This is a genomic window from Lachnospira intestinalis, assembly GCF_040095895.1.
Lineage (GTDB): Bacteria > Bacillota > Clostridia > Lachnospirales > Lachnospiraceae > Lachnospira > Lachnospira intestinalis.
Window position 1 is genome coordinate 47,838 of sequence record NZ_JBBMFS010000011.1, and the last position, 21,633, is coordinate 69,470.

Below are 21,633 nucleotides of genomic sequence, written 5' to 3' on the forward strand. Positions count from 1 at the left end.
TTGTGCATTTTTACCATTTTATATTCAAAAAACATCCGAACAAAATTTTATAAAATTGTTCAGAAACGAGGATTCCTATGGCTGTAACATCACGATTTGAAATTTCCAAAAAGACCCATCAGGCGTCTTACCATATGCACTCTGCGCATGCACATTCTTATTATGAAATGTTTTACCTGATCAGCGGCGGGTGCGATTTATTTATCAAAAACAATGTCTACCACCTGACGCCCGGCAATATTACATTTATTCCCGCAGATACACTGCACCGCACTTCTTACTCAGATGCTGCCCTGCATGAATGTGTATCGATTGAATTTACACAGAGTTATTTAAGTGAGCTGGTTGCAGAATTCGGCACAGTATGGCTGCAAAGCCACCTGTTTTCCAAAATCTTTTATCTGCCGGAGGACTGCCGCAGTGATATCAATGCCATGCTGAGTCTGATTCTTGCCGAACACCAGTCGTCTGATATTTTTTCAAACTGCATGTTAAAAATGTATTTTCAGACCTTGGTCGTGCGTATTTTACGATATATTAATGATGCTTCAATTCTGATTGTCAACAACAACACGCGCGCCACCGATGAAGCACTCCAGATTGCCGTTGACTATATTAACGAACACTTTAAAAATAATATTACACTGGATGACATGGCAGAACTGCTGCACTTAAATCCTTCGTACTTTTCCAAAAAATTCAAGTCTGCAAACGGTCTGGGGTTTAAAGAATACTTAAATAATGTGCGGATTAATCATTCTGAAAAACTGCTTCTGGAAACCGGCATGAGCATTACGGAAATCGCCTTTGAATGCGGCTATGATAACAGCAACTACTACGGCGACGCCTTTAAGAAAGTAAACGGCGTGTCCCCATCGACATTCCGGAAACTGAAAGGGAATATTGTTGACCGGTGATACGGAATACAAGAAATAAAAGCTGCACAGATACTACTTTTTCTGTGCAGCCTTTTTATTTTACTTTACAATTTTATTGCCTGTTATTCCTCTGGCGATTCTTCTGCCTTTTCATAGGCTTCCAGAATCACCGCCTGTAACCGTTCTCTTGTCGAGGTGTTGATTGGGTGGGCTACATCCCTGTACTCACCGTCTGACGACCTTCTGCTTGGCATCGCAATAAATAACCCCTTATCGCCTTCGATAACCTTAATATCGTGTACAACAAATTCATCATCTATTGTAACCGATACAACTGCCTTCATCTTTCCTTCTTTGCTGATTTTTCTAACACGTACGTCTGTAATATTCATAAGCGCCCCTTCTGCTGCCCCCTGTTGCAGCCATAATCTTTTTGTGTCGTTGCAGTTTTTTAGTAATAAATCGGACTGTTTTCATCAAGAATCAGCGGTTCACCCTCACCCTTGTAATTGGTATTGGCTTTAATGGTACTTCCGCTTTCCACAATGCAGTTCTCCAGATAAGAGTTATCTCCAATATATGCATTATTTAAAATAATGCAATTCTTTACCACACTGTTATTTCCGATATAAATCTTTTTAAACAAAATCGAATTTTCAATTGTACCGTTGACAATGCAGCCGCTTGATACAAGGCTGTTGCTGACCTGTGCACCACAGTTGTACTTTGCCGGCGGTAAATCTTCTACCTTTGAATAAATATCCGGATACTGCTTAAAGAAATAATCACGGACATCTTTCTTTAAAAAGTCCATATTCGTTTTATAGTAAGACCTTACGGATGAGATATTGCTCCAATAGCTTTCCAGCTTATATCCGTAAATCTTTTTAATATTCTTATAACGTATCAGAATATCCCTTACAAAATCATGACGGTCTTCTGAAGCTGCCTTTTCAATCAGTTCAATCAGCAGTCTTCTGCGGATTACATAGATTCCTGTTGAAACAGTGGAAAGATTGGTTTCCAGCGGTTTCTCATCGATATCGGTAATCCGTCCTTCCTCTGTCATCGTTACCAGTCCGAAACGGTTAATCTCCGAACGGTCTGTCATTTTCTTGACAACCATCGTAATATCCGCTTTCTTTTCGATATGGTACTCCAGCACTTTATTATAATCCATCTTATAAATACCGTCACCGGATGCGATAACAACATACGGCTCATGGCTTGTCTTTAAGTAATTCAGATTCTGATATAAAGAATCTGCCGTGCCGCGGTACCAGTAGCTGCTGTCTGCTGTAATTGTCGGTGTAAATACGAACAGTCCGCCCTGCTTTCTTCCGAAATCCCACCATTTTGATGAACTTAAATGCTCATTTAAAGAACGGGCATTGTACTGTGTAATAACAGCCACTTTATTAATACGGGAATTGGACATATTACTTAATGCAAAATCAATTGCCCTGTAGCTTCCCGCAACCGGCATTGCCGCGATTGCCCTCTTTTTTGATAAATCTTTCATCAGTTTGTTATTGCCACCGGCCAGAATAATTCCTATTGCTTTCATACATTATCACCTGCCTTAATTATGATGCCTCCGCTTGCAAGCTGCCCTTCCTGATAATCATCAATGGTCGTCTCGCCGGAAATAGCTGTATTCTTACCTACTGTTACATTGTCCGGGATAACGGAACATTCACCGACTGTAACAAGGCCTGAATTATAAATTTTTGGTTTAAATACATTCTCTGCTTCTTCGCCTGCCCCAAGTTCAACATGGCTGCCAATCTGAACATCTTCTGCAATAATCGACTTTGTAACAATACTGTCTTTTCCGATAACAGAATTGTTCATAATAATTGAATCACGTACCACCGTGCCTTCTTCTATGACGACGCCGGCACCGATAACGGAATTATAAACCTTTCCGTAAATTTCCGTTCCATCACCGATAATACTCTTTTCTATGTAAGCATTTTCCCCGATATACTGCGGCGGAATCGTATCCGTGCGGGTATAAATCTTCCAAAATTCTTCATACAGGTTAAACACCGGGATAATATCAATCAATTCCATATTTGCTTCCCAATAAGAACTGAGTGTTCCGACATCTTTCCAGTATCCGTTGTACTCATACGCAAAAATGCGTTTATTGTTCTCGAAGCAGTACGGAATAACATGCTTGCCAAAGTCACATTCATTCTGGTCTTTCAGCTTGATTAAAGCTTCCTTTAATACCTTCCAGCTGAATATGTAAATACCCATTGACGCCAGATTGCTCTTTGGCTGCGTCGGTTTTTCCTCAAATTCTGTAATGCGGTTATCTTCATCTGTTACCACGATACCAAAACGGCTCGCTTCTTCCATCGGAACCGGCATTGCGGCAATCGTAATATCCGCATTGTTCGCCTTATGATAATCCAGCATGATTTTGTAGTCCATCTTATAAATATGATCTCCTGACAAAATCAAAACATAATCGGGATTATACTGTTCCATATACTCCAGATTCTGATAAATGGCATTGGCTGTTCCTGTATACCACTCACTGTTTGAACTCTTTTCATACGGCGGAAGTACGGTTACACCACCGACATTTCTGTCCAAATCCCACGGAATACCAATACCGATATGCGAGTTCAGTCTTAACGGCTGATACTGTGTCAGCACACCTACCGTATCAATGCCTGAATTAATGCAGTTACTCAATGGAAAATCGATAATCCTATACTTTCCACCAAAAGATACCGCAGGCTTCGCTACCTTTGCAGTCAGCACTCCCAGTCTGCTGCCTTGTCCCCCTGCCAATAACATGGCAATCATCTCTTTTTTAATCATGCTATCACCTCTGATGTTATAATAATAAACCTGTTTTGATAAAACAATTATATCATATGTGACTCATTAAGTAAAAAGAATTTTGTAAAATTCTAAATATTTTTATCCTTTAATAAAACAATTACACTTGTATATAACACATACGCAATACAATTTACATTTTATGCGGATATTTTCAAATAATACCTATTTTTCCGATATAATTTAAGATGTCAAGGTCATAATCCTTATCACCGCGATGCGCTCGCGCAAGCGCGGCTGTAAGGATTCATGACCCGCCCAGTATTCGCATAAAAGTAAAGCGAATGCTTCACGATATGCGAATACTGGGCAGGATTGTGAAAGTGCGCAGCACGGAGCAATCCATATGACATCTGTACCGTAAATATTATGTCAGCACCGGTGAAAATAAAGTTTGAATTTTTCCGCAATACGTTTATAATATGATTGTATGATGTTTTTCATCTGCTATATTTAATAAGAAAGGATTCAACCATGTATCATATTAATTTTAATAATCCTATTCATGTACATTTTATCGGTATTGGAGGAATCAGCATGAGCGGTCTTGCACATATACTGCGGGATAAGAATTTTACCGTATCCGGCTCAGATGCTGCTGAATCTGCACTCACGAAAGAACTTACTGCCGCAGGCTGTCATATTGTATACAACCAGACGGCTGACAATATTACCAGTGACATTGACTTAGTAGTCTACACAGCTGCCATCAGGGACACCAATCCTGAACTTTCGGCAGCAAGAGCTGCGGGTATTCCTACGATTACCCGTGCTGAACTGCTCGGACAGATTATGACCAACTACAAAACTGCTGTCAATATCGCCGGTACACACGGAAAAACAACGACAACTTCCATGCTGACGGAGATTTTAATGGCAGGTAACTGTGACCCGACCATTTCTGTTGGCGGCATTTTAGACAGTATCGGCGGTAATATCCGTGTCGGACAGTCCGGTATTTTTGTAACAGAAGCCTGTGAATATACCAACAGCTTCTTATCCTTCCACCCGACCATGAACATTATTTTAAATGTCAAGGAAGACCACCTCGATTTCTTTAAGGATATTGACGATATCCGTCATTCCTTTAAGCTGTTTACGGAAAAGCTTCCGGCAGACGGTACTTTAATTATCAATACCGATATTGACAATTACGAATACTTCTATCAGGACACTTCCTGTGAAGTCATTACTGTCGGTTCTGACCCGGCTAAGAGCATGTACAGCGCTGCAGATATTGCTTTTGATGAAATGGGCTGCTGCACGTACACTCTTTTAATAGAAGGAACACCTTCCGGCCAGATTCATCTTTCTGTTCCCGGCGTGCATAATGTATACAATTCTCTTGCCGCCATTGCCGCCGCAAAAAAGCTGGGACTTTCACTTGAAGTGATTGCCACCGGTCTTTCAGGTTTTCACGGTACAGAACGCCGCTTTGAAAAGAAAGGCGAATTTAACGGTGTCACAGTCATTGACGACTATGCCCACCACCCGGATGAGATTAAGGCAACGCTTGCTTCGGCTGCCCATTATCCGCACAAAACCGTCTGGTGTGTATTCCAGCCGCATACGTATTCGCGTACCAAAATTCTGCTCACGGAATTTGCAGAAGCGCTTTCCCACGCAGATAAGGTTGTTCTTGCCGATATTTATGCTGCAAGAGAAACGGATACACTGGGCATCAGCTCTCTTGATTTAAAACACGAAATCGAAAAACTGGGCAAAGAGTGTTTTTATTTTGGCTCTTTTGAAGAAATTGAGAAATTTTTATCAAAAAATTGTATCAACGGCGATTTGTTGATAACTATGGGTGCCGGAAATGTCTATCAAATCGGGGAAGCCTTGATTTCTCAATAATTTCAGTAAAATAGTTTGGTTTTCAACATAGTTATCCACATTATCCACATACTTAATCACATTTTTGTTGATTCTGTGTGTGGATTTCCTGTTTATAAGGACTTGTCCACAATTCCGCTTTTTACACGCATTTCATTTTTCTTTTACAAGTTATCCACATTATCCACAATATCCCCAGTGGATAACCCTGTGTTTTCCACCTGTTGATTTTGTTTTGGTGTGTGTTATAATGAAGAAACTGAATTGATAAGGAAGTTTTTTGTATGAATACAATTACATTACATATGGAAAACCGTGCGGATAACACCGCCGTTTCCAATTATTTTATTGACACCTTAATGCCACAGGCAAATGGTGAATTTGTAAAAATATATTTGTATCTTCTGCGTTGTGTGTCTGCCGGTCACATTTCTTTATCTGTGTCTGAAATGGCAGATTTATTCAACCAGACGGAAGCCGACATTCTGCGCGGGCTGCGCTACTGGGATAAAATGAATGCCCTGCGCTTAAATTTCAGCCCGGACGGCATGCTGACAGGCATCTCCTTTACGGATTTATCCGCTTCGTCCGCTTCCAGGGGGGCTGACCCCCGCTATGCAGACAATTCTGGCATGCCAAATGCCATCGTAAACAGTCCGGCTGTCAATACTGCCGTGTCAGCTTCTGCACCTCACACTATGACATCCGCTGTGGCTCCTCTGATGGAAACGGCAGCCGCAAAAGAAACCGCCGGTCCGGAATCCTATTCCATGACCCGCATCAGCGAATTTAAACTTGGCGATGAAAATTTTGCCATGCTTTTATTCGCCGTAGAAGAATACATGGGCGAACCTCTTGGTTCTTCTGCACTTCAGCGGATTGCCTATTTTTACGACACCTTAAAACTGCCCGCAGACCTGATTGAATATCTGGTCGGCTACTGCGTACAAAAGGGTCATAAGAGTATGCGCTATATTGAAAAAATTGCTGCCAGCTGGGCAGAAGCCGGAATTACTTCCGTCAAACAGGCAAAGCTTGAAACAGCAAACCACAATATGACCATTTACTCCGTGATGAATGCTTTTGGCATCGGAAGCCGCGACCCCGGACAGCGGGAACGGGAGTTTATCACCAAATGGACGGACACGTACTGCTTTGATGCCGATATGATTATTGAAGCCTGCAACCGCACTTTAAAGGCAACGCATCAGCCGAGTTTTGAATACGCAGACTCTATCCTTACCAAGTGGAATAAGGCAAATGTAAAAACACCCGAAGATATCCGCAAATCAGATGCTGAATATGAACTGCTGCGCAATCAGAAAAAAGCATCCAATGCAGCTTCTGCTCCCGGCACGAATAACAACCGTTTTCACAATTTTCACCAGCGTGATACCGACATTGACAGCTTAGAGAGCGCTTTAATCAGCAATAACAGCTAGAAAGGACAAGGTTATGGCACTTACCAATTCCCAACATGATGCAATTATGCGGACTTACGATGCGATCCGCACCGAAAACCGACATATCCAGAATGAACGGTATGCGCAGGTGACTGCCGCATGTCCTGAAATTGCCCAAATCGAAGACGATATTATCGGGCTTTCCATGCAGGCGGCGGCAGAAATGTTAAAAAATCCGGATTACAAGACCGCCTACCGGAAAAAGCTTTCAGAACTTGCAGACCGTAAAGCCGCCTGTCTTGCCGCTCTTGGCAGACCTGCAGACTATTTAGAACCTGTCTATACCTGTCCGAAATGCAAGGATACCGGCTATATCGGTCAGCATAAATGTGCCTGCTTCACCAAAAAAGCCATTGAGCTGGTGTATCACGATTCTAATTTAAAAAATATCATCACGACGGAAAATTTTGATACCTTTTCCTATGAATGGTATGATAAAAAAACGCCGATTCCGTCCATTGGACTGACACCCTATAATAATATGCAGAATATTGTGTCCATATGCCACCGCTTTGTGGATGAATTTGACACCACCTATGATAATCTGCTGCTTTTTGGCGATACCGGTGTTGGAAAGACTTTTTTAACCAACTGCATTGCAAAGGAACTGCTTGATTCTTCGCACAGTGTCATTTACCTGACTGCCGTGGAATTGTTCCAGTGCTTTGAACAGCAGGATTTTAACAAGCCGGATACATCTGATACGGCAATTGACAGCAGCTACATTTTAGACTGTGATCTGCTCATTATTGATGACCTCGGCACGGAATTTGCCAACAGCTACACCAGTTCCCGCCTGTTTTACTGTATCAATGAACGGATTCTCAGAAGAAAAAGCGTGGTTATCTCAACCAACCTTTCGCTCTCAGATATCCGCAACATGTATTCGGAGCGAATTTTTTCGCGCCTCACCAGTGCTTATAAGCTGTTAAAGCTTGCGGGTGCCGATATCCGTCTTTTGAAAAAAACAGGGCAAAAACCTTAGGAAATCATTGACTTATCGGCAAAGAATGATTATATTTTATATTGTGTTAAATACAAATTTGTATCGTATTATACTAATGGAGGATTTTAATTATGCCACGAGACGAACGTCACACACAAACTATTCCATATGGTACCTTAGGTATCGTTCCTTTAGCCAGCTGCTCAGAATTAGGCAAAAAGGTAAATAATTATCTTGTTGACTGGAGAGAACAGCGCGACCACGAAGATGAATCTACACTCGCTTTCAGCGGATATAAAAGAGATTCTTATATCGTAAGTGCAAGCACCCCTCGTTTTGGTTCCGGTGAAGGAAAGGGTGTTTTAAACGATTCCGTACGTGGATATGATTTATATATCATGGTTGACGTATGTAATTACAGCCTTGAATATTCTTTATGCGGTTATAAGAACCATATGTCACCGGATGACCACTATGCAGATTTAAAGCGTGTTATCGCTGCTGCCGGTGGTAAAGCACGCAGAATTACCGTTATTATGCCATTCCTGTATGAAAGCAGACAGCATAAACGTTCAGGACGTGAATCCTTAGACTGCGCACTTGCATTAAAGGAACTCACAGATATGGGTGTGGATAACATCATTACATTTGATGCACATGACCCGCGTGTACAGAACGCAATTCCGTTAAAGGGATTTGAATCCGTTTCTGCTACGTATCAGTTTATTAAATATCTTTTACTGGGTGTTGACGATTTACACATCGACAGCGACCATATGATGGTTATCAGCCCGGATGAAGGCGGTATGGGACGTGCTGTTTACTTTGCAAACGTCCTCGGTCTGGATATGGGTATGTTCTATAAAAGACGTGACTATACAAAGATTGTCAACGGACGTAACCCGATTGTTGCCCATGAGTTCTTAGGCTCTAACGTAGAAGGAAAAGATGTTGTCATCATCGACGATATGATTTCTTCCGGCGAAAGCATGATTGATGTTGCTGCTGAATTAAAGAGAAGAAAAGCAAAGAGAGTCTTCTGTGCGACAACCTTTGGTCTGTTCACAAATGGATTTAAGAAATTTGATGAAGCTTATGAAAACGGCGTTATCGACCGTGTTCTTACAACGAACCTTGTATACCAGCCGGAAGAACTGCTTTCTAAGCCTTGGTATATCAATGTAGATATGAGCAAATACATTGCTTTATTAGTTGATACGTTAAACCACGATTCTTCTATCAGCAACTTATTAAGCCCTGTTGAAAGAATCCAGCAGCGTGTTAAGGAATACAACGAAACACATTACGGCAAGTAATATTAATGTATGCAGGCTTTGGGCGCTGCCCGGCAAAAAGGGATAGGAAAATGTTGATTCACATTTTCCTATCCCTTTAATTTATGGCTTGTTCGATTTCTCATCTACCCGCATCAACGGACGACTTTGTGCCGCTGTCGGCACAAAGTGTTATGTGAACAAACTTTGATTTATGGCTTGTTCACATTTACCACTCTCCGCGTGCCGTTGCATCGGGATCGGTTCTTGTCGTGGCGTCAATATCGCCATACTGCATCGGTGCCGTTGTCTTTGGCTGTGCCGGTGCTGTCGTCCATCGCTGATACGGTGTTGTTGTTGGCACCTGTGCTGTCGTGGACGGAACCTGCTGCGGTGTTACCTGTTCAATACCTGTCGTTTCCGGCACAATTGCTGTAGTTTCCTGCGGTAAGGATTCCGTTTCCTCCTGTACTGCCGCTGTCGTCTCCGGTTGTGTTGTCTGCTGTGTAACCGTACTGAAATCTGTTACAGGCAGATTGGTATGCACCGCCGTCATAAAATCTTTAAAGATTGCATTGACACGGCTGTTGACACCGGACATTTCTTTTGGATAATCGTATCCTGCCCATACCGTTGTGGTGTAATACTTGCTGTATCCGCAGAACCATACATCTTTGCTGGCATTTGTCGTTCCCGTTTTTCCGGCAACAACTGCATTTTCCACATTTGCTGATGTTCCCGTACCGCTTAATACAACTTCTCTTAACATCTGTGTCATCATGCGCGATGCACTTTTATCATAAACCTTGCTGTCACGGTTCGTTTCATTGACAACCGTTTTATTGGAAGCATCTACAATAAGACGGATACAGGTTGCTTTTCTGTATACACCGTCATTGGCAAGTGCTGCATATCCGCCTGCCATTTCTTCCGTTGTCACACCATACGTAAAACCGCCTAATGCACCGGCATTGTAATCTTTATCCACCCAGATTTTATGAAATCCCATTTTTATTAAAAAGGAACTTCCCGTCTTTGGCGTAATCTGCTGATAAATGTTCCATGCAACCGTATTTTTAGACCATTTTACGGCATCTGTCAACGTCATCTCTCCGGCATAGCTTGCATCGGCATTGGCAGGACCGCCGTCAATCTGCGAATCGGTAACCTTCGTATCCGGCGTATTGCCAAGCTGCAAATACGGTGTGTAGACATTTAACGGCTTAATACAACTGCCCGGCTGGCGGTAACTCTGATACGCACGATTTAAAACATAGCCCTTGATGTCTTCCTGACTGCGCGAACCGACAATCGCCACCACATTTCCGGTGCTGTTATCCACACACGTTGCCGCTCCCTGCATACTGTATACACCTTCCGAAGACTTTTCCGTATATGCCGCCAGATTGTTATCTACTGCCTGCTGTAACTGATTTTGTATATTCATATCAATGGAGGTGTAAATGCTGTAGCCACCGCTTAAAAGCTTCTGCTGACACATATTGTAAAATGTATCATACGTAGCTTCATATGCATTATAATCGTCTTCCGAACTGAAATTATAGCGGAAGGTAAAGCCCGATACACTCATCAGCGATTCGGTTGCACAGTGCCTTGCATACGTTACAACCGAATTGTTAATCTCCTCTGTCTGATGCGGATTTAAGACAACCTCTTCTATTTCAGCCATATAGCGGTCGAGCGAACCAATATCATCCGCCTCGTAAAGCTGCTGTAAAATGAGGTTTTTACGCTGGACGGTATTGTCATAATTTGTCAGCGGATTATAGCGTGTCGGATTGTTGGGAATCGCCGCGATAAAAGTCTGTTCCGCAAGCGTAAGCTCTGACACGGATTTGTCAAAATATCCTCTTGCCGCAGCTTCCACGCCATAATATCCGTTTCCGAAATAAATATTGTTCAGGTAAAATTCCAGAATCTGATTCTTACTGTACTTCTTTTCAAGACCGACCGCAATAAAAATCTCCTCAACCTTACGCTGCCATGTCACTTCCTGCGACAGGAAAATATTTCTTGCAAGCTGCTGGGTAATGGTACTTGCCCCCTGCGCAATATCATTGCTTTTCTGATTAATCACAATGGCACGCAGAATTGCCTTGATATCATAACCGGAATGTTTATAAAACTGGCGGTCTTCCATGACGACAAAGGAATTGACCAGTGTCACCGGAATCTCCTGATACGACACATAATACATATCCTTTGTATTCTTCATTGTACAGAGTTCCTGGTCATTCGTATCATAGATAATCGTTGTCTTTGAATCTTTAAAGGTACTGACCGAGCTTGCCGCTACATAAGAATCCGCCGCACGTTTTAAACGCACAACCGTAATCACTTTTGGAATCAGATAAATGAGTCCCGCAAGCACCGCAAGCACCAAAACTGCCCGTATGATTTTCTTAAACTTTTTCATGCAAACCTCTCATTAGTGTTTCATTAATAAATCCGATGTTTCATCCTTCTTAAAAATCATCTTATCTGAGTAACGCACCGTGATATTATTCACATTAGAAATCGCTTTTTTTAACACAAGAATCACCTCGGTCTTTCGGTTGGTCGTTGAAATGGTATCAATAACCAGACCGTCACTGGTGCTGTTTTCTTCCCGGTTAATCAGCTGATCCATCGTTGTTTCTGAAAAACTGCCGTCTGCATTTTTCACAACACGGTACAGATTCACACGCAGCTTATCGACAATCGCATTAGACACATAAATGCCCGGCTCATTATATTCTTTCTGCATAGTATAATCCGATGCCATAATATTCACCTGATACATCGGGAAAAAAGTATTGCCGTCGCCTTCGGATACAATGTCCTCTGCATCAGCAATGCCATAAATAAAATCTGAATTAATGTAGCCCAGCACCTTGAGCTTTTCACCCGCATCTGCACGAATGGTATAATCCGTGCCATCCTGCATATTGAAAATGCGGATACTGTCCGTATCATATTGCGAATGATTTTCGCTGTATGCAATCATATTTCTGCCTTTAGAAACGGCATACGTTCCCTGTGCCAGCCCTGAAACTTCTGTCATGACTTCACGGCTGATTAAATTAATGGCATACAATGTATCGTCAATTAAAATATAAAACAAATTGTTGTCATTCACATAAGCAATGCCGCCAATGCGTTCTTCCATACTCTCATAGGAAACATCTACCGGCAGATACAGTTCTTCCTGCACCACATTTTCCCCATAATTATACGAACACAGCGAAATGCCCATTTCCCCTTCATGCGCACCACGGCTCATGTAGCCGCAGATCAGAAAATAAAGGCTGCCTTCGTCCGATACGCTCATAATGCGGATTTCATGCTGGCTGCCGCGTTCCCGGATATTGTCCGAATCCTCTGCATCAAATGAAAAGACCTTTGTTAATTCTGAATTGTCCGAATCCAGTTCCCAGAGTGTATTCCGGCTGACAAATGCCGTATACTGCCCATTATCACTTGCCTGCGCCATCACATCCGTATCCGGCTGTATACCCAGATTAATTTTGGAGGATGACAGAAAATCATTCTGACCGTCAAAATACTGCCCTGCCTCACGCTCATAATCGAGCAGATACAATTTACTGCCGGACTGGCGTATTTTATAGTAATCTTTTACACGATATGTATCATAGGAATTATTATCATTTTCTGCACCCACCATATAATCTATTGTAATTTCTGCCGTTTCCTGACCAATCTGTGTAATTGAAGGAATTCTGTCACTTTCAATAAACGGTCCTAATTCACCCCAGCCAACCTGTGACTGCTTACTGTGAATATTGACCTTTCCGAAATTGGAATTATCTCCGGAAGATGTCGTTTCCAGATACTGTGTCAGATTTTTCAACTGTGTCTGGTCATACGCATAGCTGTTGAGTTCCAGCACATAATTCAATTTATCCTGCACCTGAAAATCCGTACCGCTGATAATCCGCGTGTAATAATAAATTTCTTCCTGCTTTTTTGTCGATATCGTAACCTCTAACAGATATTCTTTATTGTTATCAATCAGATTCTTAATATTAAGCACAACATCTGCACGGCTTTTGTCCTGCGTATAATCTTCTACTTTTGTATTTTCAATCAGCGATAAATCGCTTAAATCTCTTACCTTGTACGAAACACCCTCTAATTCCTGTCCATACAAATCCACTACAACGGACAATTTCTTATCTGTCGGCAGCGGTGTCAGTGTTTCTCCCATCATTGAAGCATCGACTTTCTGTGTATAACCGTATAACCGGTTATACAACTGGCCTTCTTCGGTCTGCATCATAACGACCGGAAGCGTTGCCTGTGTCATTGTCATTGTCGATATGGCTGACGTCTCATAATTCATGGATATAAATGTAACCACGACAGTTACCATAAATGCGACTGCCAATATAATATATTTATATGTAGCATTTTCCCTGTTGTCCATAACTTAATCCTTTCCATTATCCATCTGCGGCCTATTCGCCCATCAGTTTATTTAAGGTCAGATTCAAATGGAGTGCTTCCTCCATATTTTTCAATGCTTCTGCTGCATTTTCACTGTCTTTTCCGGTATAAACCGCACGAATCAGCAGATTTTTCGGTGTATGTTCCATATCAATAAATTCCAGTATCTGTGTGTCATACCCTTTTGCTGTCAGAAGATTTGCCCGTACGGCATCCGTCATAATTGCCGCCATGCGTTCTTTTAAGATACCATACTGCAACACCGGCTGTAACAGTTCATTTTCCATCATTCTGTTGGCTTCATGCTGGCAGCACGGTACGGATAAAATGACTTTTGCGCCCCACTGCACGGCTTTAGCCAGCGCATAGTCCGTTGCCGTATCACACGCATGCAGTGTCACCACCATATCAACCGCATCAACATCGGTATAGGATGCAATGTCCCCGACAAGAAATGACAGCTTTCCGTAGCCGTATTTGTCCTTTAACTCATTACAGTGTGCAATGACATCTTCCTTTAAATCCAGCCCGATAATACGGATATCATAGCCTTTCAGTTCCTTTAAATAATAGTACATGGCAAAGGTCAGATAGGACTTTCCACAGCCAAAATCAATAATCGTCTGCTCCCGTTCTTTGCTTAACTGCGGCAGAATGTCTTCGACAAATTCCAGAAAGCGGTTAATCTGACGGTATTTATCATACTTCTGCCGTACAATTTTACCCTCTTTGGTCATAACACCCAGATCAATCAGAAATCCAACCGGCGTTCCTTCCGGCAGAATGTAACGCTTGGTACGGTTGTGCGACAAATCCCTCTGCACCCGGACTTCCTTACATTTTTTGTATTTCACGGTCTGGCTGTGCTTCCCGGACAAAATCTGTGCCGTTGCATCGGTCATGGTAAACTGTGCCTGCTTGTAGTCCTCCTGCATCCAGTCTGTAATCTTCTTTTTCAATTCGTCTTTTTTATAATTCTTATGAAATACTTTCCTTCCGATAAACTCTGAAACCTGATATTCTATTTTATCTTTCATGGCAACCGGACGTACCTTTATCTTTACCGGAAGTTCTTCGTTTTTCTTTTTTAATCCGCTGATTGTCAGATCAATCAGATTCTTCTGGATGCACTGTTCAAGTAATTCTTCTATCGTCACTGATTTGTTCCTCTTTTACTTTCAAATATTGATGAATAGTTTTATTTTAATCTGTTTACCAAAAAACTACAAGCCTAAATGCAGATTTTCATAGTCTGCCGTTTAGTAATCCTGCATATTCATCGGTGTCGCAAGATACACCGTGGTTTCATTTTTTTCTTCGTCATATCCGATGCAGATATTGACATTCACCTTGTCTTTTCCTATCATAATATAATTTTTAATCCCTTTGTTATATGCGTATACAGTATACACATCTTCCATATGACGACCGACACTTAGTTTTGCATTCATCATATCAAGCATATCCTGTGCAAACTGCTCTTTCTGCGTATCGGTAAGCGCCCCGTGAATCTGTCCCTTTAAATTGACATTGACTTCCGTATCAATCTGCATTTCTTCCATTATCTGACGAATGAGCTTCTCATATGTAAAAGAAGCATCTACCGTATTTTTTAATGTCACACCGATGTAAAGGTACTGCTCGTACTCCACATTTTCCTGATGAATCGTTATAAATCTGCAAAGAACACTGCCGTTTTCACCGTTTTGGGAAAGCTGCATTGTTTCCACATTGTCCCGGCTTGTCTGTTCTATCGTATACCGGTTAATCCCTATTTTTTCTGCCGCCTTTTCCAGGATAATCTCTTTTGCCGTATCCGTAAGCTCCATACTGCCATATTTGCCATATGCAGAAATATCTGCGCACACTTCCTTGTAGGATGCACTGCCAAACGCACTTAAAACATTTTCCTGCACACCCGTCTGCGGCATATTCCAAAATACCCTCGCTGCCGCTATCAGCCACAAAATTCCCGCAATAACAACCGCGGTCTTTTGCAGCAAAAATCCCGCCTTTCTGTGTGTTGTCCTATTTATATTTTCTTGTTTCTTCCTGTTTTGTTTCTGTCCGTTTTTTAAAATCGTATCCTGTATTTTATAACAGATATAATCCCAACAATCCCTGAACATAAATAAACCTCCCAACTTATGGTATTCTTAAGTATCGCCATAAATTGGAAGGTTTATACATTTATTTAGCGTGCTGCACCCAGTCGTGCAAGAGAACGCTTTAACGCTGCTTCCGCACGTACCACATCAATATGCGGATCGTTACTTGAAAGTCTGCGTTCAGCTCTTGTTTTGGCTTCATTGGCACGATTTACATCAATTTCTTCCGGCCACTCTGCAATTTCTGCAAGCACCGTTACCTTATCCTGTAAAATCTCAACAATTCCGCCGTGTACAGCAGCTTTTTTTACATCTCCATCTACATGAATATTCATAACACACGGTACCAGTACTGATGTAAGAGGAATATGTTCTGCATATACACCAATCTCACCTTCCGTTGTGGAAAGCTCTACCATTGTCACATCATCATTGTAGAATACTCTGTCAGGCGTGTTTACCAACAGCCTGAATGTCTTCATATCTGCCATTGATTCCTCCATTCTTACCCGTGTCGTTTAACCTGTTACAGATTATTTACACTTTGCAAGTACGTCATCAATATTACCGCAGTTTAAGAAGTAACTTTCAGGAATGTCATCATACTTACCTTCGATGATTTCCTTAAAGCCCTGAATTGTTTCACTAATCGGCACATATCTTCCTTCCAGACCTGTAAACTGTCCGGCTACGAAGAATGGCTGTGACAGGAATCTCTGTACTTTTCTTGCTCTTGATACGACCAGCTTATCATCCTCTGAAAGTTCGTCCATACCAAGGATTGCGATGATATCCTGCAATTCTTTGTACTTCTGTAAAATTTCCTGAACTGCTCTGGCTACCTTATAATGTTCTTCACCTACAATACGTGGGTCAAGGATTCTGGAAGTAGACTCAAGCGGGTCTACAGCCGGATAAATACCAAGTTCTACGATTGAACGTGAAAGTACGGTTGTCGCATCCAGATGTGCGAAAGTTGTAGCCGGAGCCGGGTCCGTTAAGTCATCGGCAGGTACGTATACGGCCTGTACAGATGTAATAGAACCGCTCTTTGTAGATGTAATACGTTCCTGTAATGCACCCATTTCCGTCTGAAGTGTCGGCTGATAACCAACGGCTGAAGGCATACGTCCTAAAAGCGCTGAAACTTCGGAACCAGCCTGTGTAAAACGGAAAATATTATCAATGAAAAGAAGTACATCCTTACCGCCCTGATCACGGAAATACTCAGCCATTGTAAGACCTGTTAAACCAACTCTCATTCTGGCTCCAGGTGGTTCGTTCATCTGTCCGAACACCATGGTTGTCTTTTCGATAACGCCGGATTCCTTCATTTCATAGTAAAGGTCGTTACCTTCACGGGTACGTTCGCCTACACCAGTGAATACGGAATATCCGCCGTGCTCTGTTGCAATATTACGAATCAGTTCCTGAATTAATACCGTCTTACCTACACCGGCACCACCGAACAGACCGATTTTACCACCCTTCTGGTAAGGGCACAGTAAGTCAACAACCTTGATACCTGTTTCAAGCATTTCTGTTGTTGTAGACTGTTCTGCAAAAGTAGGTGCCTTTCTGTGAATCGGCATGTACTGTTTCACTTCAGGAGCCGGTTTATTATCTATAGGTTCACCCAGAACATTAAACATTCTACCGAGAGTTTCTTCACCAACCGGTACGGAAATAGCAGAACCTGTAGATTCTGCTTCCATACCTCTGACAAGTCCGTCTGTCGGACCCATGGCAATACATCTTACTGTATCATCACCAAGATGCTGCGCAACCTCAACTACGAGCCTGCCGCCATCTTTTGTCTGAATATCAATTGCTGAATTAATCTCTGGCAGTGTGCCTTCCGGAAACTTAATATCCAGTACGGCACCGATAATCTGAGTAATTTTACCAACATTTCTTTCTGCCATTCTTTACCTCCATGCTGCATCATTGATGCGGTTTCACTTTTTATCCCTCTATGGCGTTTGCACCGGAAATAATCTCTGTCAGTTCCTGTGTAATTGAAGCCTGACGTGCTCTGTTAAACTTCAATGACAGGTCTGAAATCATTTCTTCTGCATTACTTGTAGCACTATCCATCGCCTGCATACGGGCACCGTTCTCACTCGCTACGGATTCAACAAGCGCACCATAGATTAAACTGCAGATGTACTTTGGTATAATCATATTTAGTGCCTCATCTTCATCCGGCTCATAGTTCATCAGTGCCGTGCTTTCTGTACCGCCCTCTTTTTGCTGCTCCGGTTCAACCGGAAGCAGCTTAATGAGTTTTGGTTCGTGGACAACGGTGTTCTTAAAGGATGTATAAGAAAGATAGATTTCGCCAATTTCTCCGTTTGTGAAAAGCTCCAGCACTTCATTGCAGATTTCTTTTGCATCGGTGTACATCGGCTCGTTAATCACATCGGAATAATCCGCCTTGATTTCATATCCTTTTCTTTCAAGAACTTCCCTACCCTTTCGTCCGATTGCATAAATATATGCATCTTCCTTCGGGATATCGCTATTTGTAATGAGCTTGGCTATATTGTTGTTATAGCCGCCTGCAAGTCCTCTGTTTGCAGTAATCACAATCACCGCTTTTTTATTGGAATCTCCTGCTTTTAAAAACTTGTGGTTAATATTTCCTGACTTTGCAAGAATATTGCTCACAGTTTCATACATTAAATCGGAGTACGGTTTTGTGCTCTCTGCTTTTCCCTTCGCTTTCTGAAGTTTTACAGTGGAAACGAGCTTCATGGCTTTGGTAATCTGACCGGTACTTTGAATACTGTCTCTACGCCTTTTTATGTCTCTCATTGAGGCCATAATCAATTACCTCCATTCTAAGCTTCGCTATTATTTGAAAGTTTTCTTAAATTCTTCAATCGCACTGATTAAAGCTTTTTCTGTTTCTTCATCAAGCACTTTTGTTGTACGGATTGTTTCCGGAATCTGCGGATACTTTGTATCAATCAGTTCAAACAATCCTTTCTGGAAATCGAGAATTCTGTCTACTGCAACATCAATGACATACTTCTTCGTAACCGCATAAATAATCATGACCTGATATTCAACAGGCATTGGCTGATACTGCGGCTGTTTTAACATTTCCTTAATTCTTTCACCCTGTGCGAGCTTTTCCTTTGTATCTGCATCCAGTTCTGAACCAAACTGAGCAAAAGATGCCAGTTCCCGGTACTGTGCCAGTTCCACACGGATTGGCGCTGCAATCTTTTTAATCGCCTTAATCTGGGCAGCACCACCAACTCGTGATACAGAAAGACCGGCATTGATAGCAGGTCTGAATCCGGCATTAAACATTTCTGTTTCCAGATAGATCTGACCATCTGTGATAGAAATAACGTTTGTCGGAATATATGCAGAAACATCGCCTGCCTGTGTTTCGATAATCGGAAGCGCAGTCAGGGAACCTCCGCCGTACTCATCTGACATTCTTGCAGCTCTCTCTAAGAGTCTTGAATGTAAGTAGAATACATCACCAGGGTAAGCCTCACGTCCTGGTGGTCTTTTAAGGAGTAAGGAAAGTGTACGGTATGCAGCTGCGTGCTTGCTCAAGTCATCATAGACAACAAGTACATCCTGTCCCTGTTCCATCCATTCTTCACCAATCGCACATCCGGCATATGGTGCAATATACTGTAACGGTGCAAGTTCACTGGCAGTAGATGCAACTACTGTTGTATAGCTCATCGCGCCATATTCTTCTAATGTCTTTACAATCGAAGCTACGGTTGAAGCCTTCTGTCCGATTGCAACGTAAATACACTTTACATTCTGACCTTTCTGATTAATGATTGTATCAATCGCAATGGCAGTCTTACCTGTCTGACGGTCACCGATGATTAATTCTCGCTGTCCACGTCCGATTGGTACCATGGCATCAATCGCTTTGATACCTGTCTGTAACGGTGTATCTACGGATTTTCTTGTAATAACACCTGAGGCAACTCGTTCAATCTGACGGAACTTCTCGGTATTAACCGGTCCCTTGCCGTCGATTGGCTGTCCCAGTGCGTTTACGACACGACCTAACATCGCATCGCCAACAGGAACCTCTACAACTCGGCCTGTTGTCTTTACGGTATCTCCTTCGTTGATGTTTCTTGAATCACCAAGTAAAACCGCACCAACGTTATCTTCTTCCAGGTTTAAAACCATGCCGTATACTTCACCCGGGAATTCCAGAAGTTCACCCTGCATCGCCTTTTCAAGGCCATGAATACGGGCGATACCATCTGCTACCTGAATAACCGTACCGACGTCAGATACTTCGAGTTCCGTAGAATATCTTTTGATCTGCTCTTTAATTACCGAGCTGATTTCTTCCGGTCTTAAATTCATGGAGCCAACGCACCCTCTTTCTATTAATGTACAAGTTATGCCAGCTGGATTTTTTTCAAATCCTTTGCAAACTCGTCTAATTTTGTCTTTATACTGCTGTCTACGACCCTGTCACCGATTCGGATTACCATACCGCCGATGAGGGACTCATCTACGATATAATCAATCTCAAAATCCACATACCCTGTCGTTGCAAGCAGTCTGGAAAGCACTTTTTCTTTTTGTGCGGCTGTCAGCGGCTTTGCTGTAGATACTACCGCGCTGCCGATTTTTTTATATTCTTTGATTTTGCCGATAAAATACCGGAGTGTTTCCATAATTTGTTTCTGCCTGTCTTTTGAAACCATCAGCACAAGCAGACCGGTTATATCCTTTGAAACAAACTGTCCAAAAGCATTTTCAATAACCTTTTCTTTTTCACTCTTATCAATCTTAGGGTGATTCAGTAATCTGCCAAGCTCGCTGTTTTCTTCAAAAACCTTCAAACAGTCTGTTGCTTCCGCATACAATGAATCTACTTTGGATTCCTCCACGGCAAGTTCAAATAACGCATCACCATAAGTTGCTGATACTAACTTAGCCATGTATTCTCACCCATTTCATTTAAAGTTTGCTCAATCAGAGCATCATTTTCCTGATCATCCATTGCTTTTGCAACAAACTTTGACGCCATTACAGCAGCAACTGAAATAATCTGTTGTTTTACTTCGTCTGCAACTCTTTGTTTCTCAAGTTCTGCTTCCGCATTTGCGCGCTCAATGATTCGTGCAGCTTCCTGCTTTGCTTCATCAACAATCTTCTGCTCATTGTGCATGGCAACTTTTCTTGCTTCACTCAGGATACTTTCAGCTTCTTTATCAGCTGCTTTTAACTTCTCTTCATATTCTTTCTTTAATGCGAGAGCCTCTGCCTTGTCGGATTCAGCGGTTTCTCTGTCGCTTGTAATCTTATCCTGTCTTTTCTTAAGCATCGTCCGTACCGGATTATACAAAATATAAGAAAGCAGAATAAAAAGAATAAATACGTTCACCGCAGTGATTGCTGCGTCGAGAAGAAGCTGCAAATCAAGTCCAAATAATCGCCCGCCTTCTGCCAAAGCGACAAATGTACCTAAATTATTCAAGTTTTTAGCCTCCTTCCTGCCAGCTTAAATGTTTCTACACTTATCTGTTGGCATTAACCTTTGAATGGCTGTACAAACATTAAGATAATCGCTACGGCGAAACCATAAAGACCTGTTGTTTCGGCAACGGCCTGTCCAAGTAACATTGTTGATGTGATATCAGACTTTGCACCCGGATTTCTACCTACTGCAGCTGCACCGTGACCTGCTGCGATACCCTGACCAACACCAGGACCTACACCGGCGATCATTGCGATACCGGCACCAATTGCTGACATAGCCTGAATAAATTCCTGTCCACTAATATTCATGTTTCA

At 42.1% G+C, this 21,633-nt stretch carries 19 protein-coding genes; 5 read left to right on the top strand and 14 right to left on the bottom strand.

Annotated elements, in window-relative coordinates:
• Positions 1-77 precede the first annotated feature (77 nt).
• Complete coding sequence (locus tag WMO37_RS11930) at positions 78-917, top strand: helix-turn-helix transcriptional regulator (RefSeq protein ID WP_227090411.1); 840 nt, start codon at positions 78-80, stop codon at positions 915-917.
• Positions 918-1,000: 83 nt separating this feature from the next.
• Here the strand turns inward: WMO37_RS11930 and spoVG are convergent, their stop codons facing one another.
• From spoVG to WMO37_RS11945, 3 genes are read right to left on the bottom strand one after another with little or no spacing between them, the layout of a single operon-like run.
• On the bottom strand, positions 1,001-1,270 hold the full coding sequence (spoVG, locus tag WMO37_RS11935; RefSeq protein WP_022431600.1) for a septation regulator SpoVG: 270 nt from the start codon (positions 1,268-1,270) through the stop codon (positions 1,001-1,003).
• A gap of 59 nt (positions 1,271-1,329) precedes the next feature.
• Positions 1,330-2,445, bottom strand: coding sequence for a glucose-1-phosphate adenylyltransferase subunit GlgD (glgD, locus tag WMO37_RS11940; protein ID WP_022431599.1), 1,116 nt, complete (start codon positions 2,443-2,445; stop codon positions 1,330-1,332).
• The gene (locus tag WMO37_RS11945) at positions 2,442-3,716 is read right to left on the bottom strand and encodes a glucose-1-phosphate adenylyltransferase (protein ID WP_349155126.1); all 1,275 of its coding nucleotides are present in this window, start codon (positions 3,714-3,716) and stop codon (positions 2,442-2,444) included. Before WMO37_RS11945 ends, glgD begins: the two co-directional genes overlap by 4 nt.
• A gap of 495 nt (positions 3,717-4,211) precedes the next feature.
• Between WMO37_RS11945 and murC the strand changes: the two genes are divergently transcribed.
• The 4 genes from murC to WMO37_RS11965 all read left to right on the top strand — a co-directional run bounded on the left by murC (position 4,212) and on the right by WMO37_RS11965 (position 9,298).
• Positions 4,212-5,594: a UDP-N-acetylmuramate--L-alanine ligase gene (gene murC / locus WMO37_RS11950; protein ID WP_349155127.1), complete on the top strand. Its 1,383-nt coding sequence runs from the start codon at positions 4,212-4,214 to the stop codon at positions 5,592-5,594.
• 263 nt (positions 5,595-5,857) lie between these two features.
• Positions 5,858-7,015 (top strand): DnaD domain protein, encoded by a 1,158-nt coding sequence (locus WMO37_RS11955; protein WP_349155128.1) that lies wholly within the window; start codon positions 5,858-5,860, stop codon positions 7,013-7,015.
• Between the two features lie 13 nt (positions 7,016-7,028).
• Positions 7,029-8,021, top strand: coding sequence for an ATP-binding protein (locus WMO37_RS11960; protein WP_349155129.1), 993 nt, complete (start codon positions 7,029-7,031; stop codon positions 8,019-8,021).
• Between the two features lie 92 nt (positions 8,022-8,113).
• Positions 8,114-9,298, top strand: coding sequence for a ribose-phosphate pyrophosphokinase (locus WMO37_RS11965; RefSeq protein ID WP_022431594.1), 1,185 nt, complete (start codon positions 8,114-8,116; stop codon positions 9,296-9,298).
• A gap of 187 nt (positions 9,299-9,485) precedes the next feature.
• On the opposite strand, the gene WMO37_RS11970 is transcribed toward WMO37_RS11965, so the two are convergent.
• From WMO37_RS11970 to atpE, 11 genes are all read right to left on the bottom strand, one after another.
• Entirely contained in the window at positions 9,486-11,693 is a 2,208-nt protein-coding gene (locus tag WMO37_RS11970) for a transglycosylase domain-containing protein (RefSeq protein WP_349155130.1), read from the bottom strand.
• Positions 11,694-11,705: 12 nt separating this feature from the next.
• Complete coding sequence (locus WMO37_RS11975; protein WP_349155131.1) at positions 11,706-13,703, bottom strand: hypothetical protein; 1,998 nt, start codon at positions 13,701-13,703, stop codon at positions 11,706-11,708.
• Between the two features lie 31 nt (positions 13,704-13,734).
• Positions 13,735-14,880: a class I SAM-dependent methyltransferase gene (locus WMO37_RS11980; RefSeq protein WP_349155132.1), complete on the bottom strand. Its 1,146-nt coding sequence runs from the start codon at positions 14,878-14,880 to the stop codon at positions 13,735-13,737.
• A gap of 102 nt (positions 14,881-14,982) precedes the next feature.
• Positions 14,983-15,852 (bottom strand): YwmB family TATA-box binding protein, encoded by an 870-nt coding sequence (locus WMO37_RS11985; protein ID WP_227090403.1) that lies wholly within the window; start codon positions 15,850-15,852, stop codon positions 14,983-14,985.
• 65 nt (positions 15,853-15,917) lie between these two features.
• Positions 15,918-16,322 (bottom strand): ATP synthase F1 subunit epsilon, encoded by a 405-nt coding sequence (gene atpC, locus WMO37_RS11990; protein WP_227090402.1) that lies wholly within the window; start codon positions 16,320-16,322, stop codon positions 15,918-15,920.
• Positions 16,323-16,364: 42 nt separating this feature from the next.
• Positions 16,365-17,756, bottom strand: a complete 1,392-nt coding sequence (gene atpD, locus WMO37_RS11995) for a F0F1 ATP synthase subunit beta (protein ID WP_227090401.1) — start codon at positions 17,754-17,756, stop codon at positions 16,365-16,367.
• Between the two features lie 40 nt (positions 17,757-17,796).
• On the bottom strand, positions 17,797-18,657 hold the full coding sequence (gene atpG / locus WMO37_RS12000) for an ATP synthase F1 subunit gamma (protein WP_022431587.1): 861 nt from the start codon (positions 18,655-18,657) through the stop codon (positions 17,797-17,799).
• Positions 18,658-18,687: 30 nt separating this feature from the next.
• Positions 18,688-20,193 (bottom strand): F0F1 ATP synthase subunit alpha, encoded by a 1,506-nt coding sequence (gene atpA / locus WMO37_RS12005; protein ID WP_022431586.1) that lies wholly within the window; start codon positions 20,191-20,193, stop codon positions 18,688-18,690.
• 35 nt (positions 20,194-20,228) lie between these two features.
• Positions 20,229-20,777, bottom strand: coding sequence for an ATP synthase F1 subunit delta (gene atpH, locus WMO37_RS12010; RefSeq protein WP_022431585.1), 549 nt, complete (start codon positions 20,775-20,777; stop codon positions 20,229-20,231).
• The gene (atpF, locus tag WMO37_RS12015) at positions 20,765-21,316 is read right to left on the bottom strand and encodes a F0F1 ATP synthase subunit B (protein ID WP_022431584.1); all 552 of its coding nucleotides are present in this window, start codon (positions 21,314-21,316) and stop codon (positions 20,765-20,767) included. Before atpF ends, atpH begins: the two co-directional genes overlap by 13 nt.
• A 53-nt stretch (positions 21,317-21,369) precedes the next feature.
• Positions 21,370-21,627, bottom strand: coding sequence for an ATP synthase F0 subunit C (gene atpE / locus WMO37_RS12020; protein ID WP_022205028.1), 258 nt, complete (start codon positions 21,625-21,627; stop codon positions 21,370-21,372).
• Positions 21,628-21,633: the final 6 nt, after the last annotated feature.

Excerpts from the sequence above, each read along its gene's own strand:
- WMO37_RS11930 (WP_227090411.1), top strand. The coding sequence starts at position 78 with ATGGCTGTAACATCACGATTTGAAATTTCCAAAAAGACCCATCAGGCG.
- spoVG (WP_022431600.1), bottom strand. The coding sequence starts at position 1,270 with ATGAATATTACAGACGTACGTGTTAGAAAAATCAGCAAAGAAGGAAAG.
- glgD (WP_022431599.1), bottom strand. The coding sequence starts at position 2,445 with ATGAAAGCAATAGGAATTATTCTGGCCGGTGGCAATAACAAACTGATG.
- WMO37_RS11945 (WP_349155126.1), bottom strand. The coding sequence starts at position 3,716 with ATGATTAAAAAAGAGATGATTGCCATGTTATTGGCAGGGGGACAAGGC.
- murC (WP_349155127.1), top strand. The coding sequence starts at position 4,212 with ATGTATCATATTAATTTTAATAATCCTATTCATGTACATTTTATCGGT.
- WMO37_RS11955 (WP_349155128.1), top strand. The coding sequence starts at position 5,858 with ATGAATACAATTACATTACATATGGAAAACCGTGCGGATAACACCGCC.
- WMO37_RS11960 (WP_349155129.1), top strand. The coding sequence starts at position 7,029 with ATGGCACTTACCAATTCCCAACATGATGCAATTATGCGGACTTACGAT.
- WMO37_RS11965 (WP_022431594.1), top strand. The coding sequence starts at position 8,114 with ATGCCACGAGACGAACGTCACACACAAACTATTCCATATGGTACCTTA.
- WMO37_RS11970 (WP_349155130.1), bottom strand. The coding sequence starts at position 11,693 with ATGAAAAAGTTTAAGAAAATCATACGGGCAGTTTTGGTGCTTGCGGTG.
- WMO37_RS11975 (WP_349155131.1), bottom strand. The coding sequence starts at position 13,703 with ATGGACAACAGGGAAAATGCTACATATAAATATATTATATTGGCAGTC.
- WMO37_RS11985 (WP_227090403.1), bottom strand. The coding sequence starts at position 15,852 with ATGTTCAGGGATTGTTGGGATTATATCTGTTATAAAATACAGGATACG.
- atpC (WP_227090402.1), bottom strand. The coding sequence starts at position 16,322 with ATGGCAGATATGAAGACATTCAGGCTGTTGGTAAACACGCCTGACAGA.
- atpD (WP_227090401.1), bottom strand. The coding sequence starts at position 17,756 with ATGGCAGAAAGAAATGTTGGTAAAATTACTCAGATTATCGGTGCCGTA.
- atpG (WP_022431587.1), bottom strand. The coding sequence starts at position 18,657 with ATGGCCTCAATGAGAGACATAAAAAGGCGTAGAGACAGTATTCAAAGT.
- atpA (WP_022431586.1), bottom strand. The coding sequence starts at position 20,193 with ATGAATTTAAGACCGGAAGAAATCAGCTCGGTAATTAAAGAGCAGATC.
- atpH (WP_022431585.1), bottom strand. The coding sequence starts at position 20,777 with ATGGCTAAGTTAGTATCAGCAACTTATGGTGATGCGTTATTTGAACTT.
- atpE (WP_022205028.1), bottom strand. The coding sequence starts at position 21,627 with ATGAATATTAGTGGACAGGAATTTATTCAGGCTATGTCAGCAATTGGT.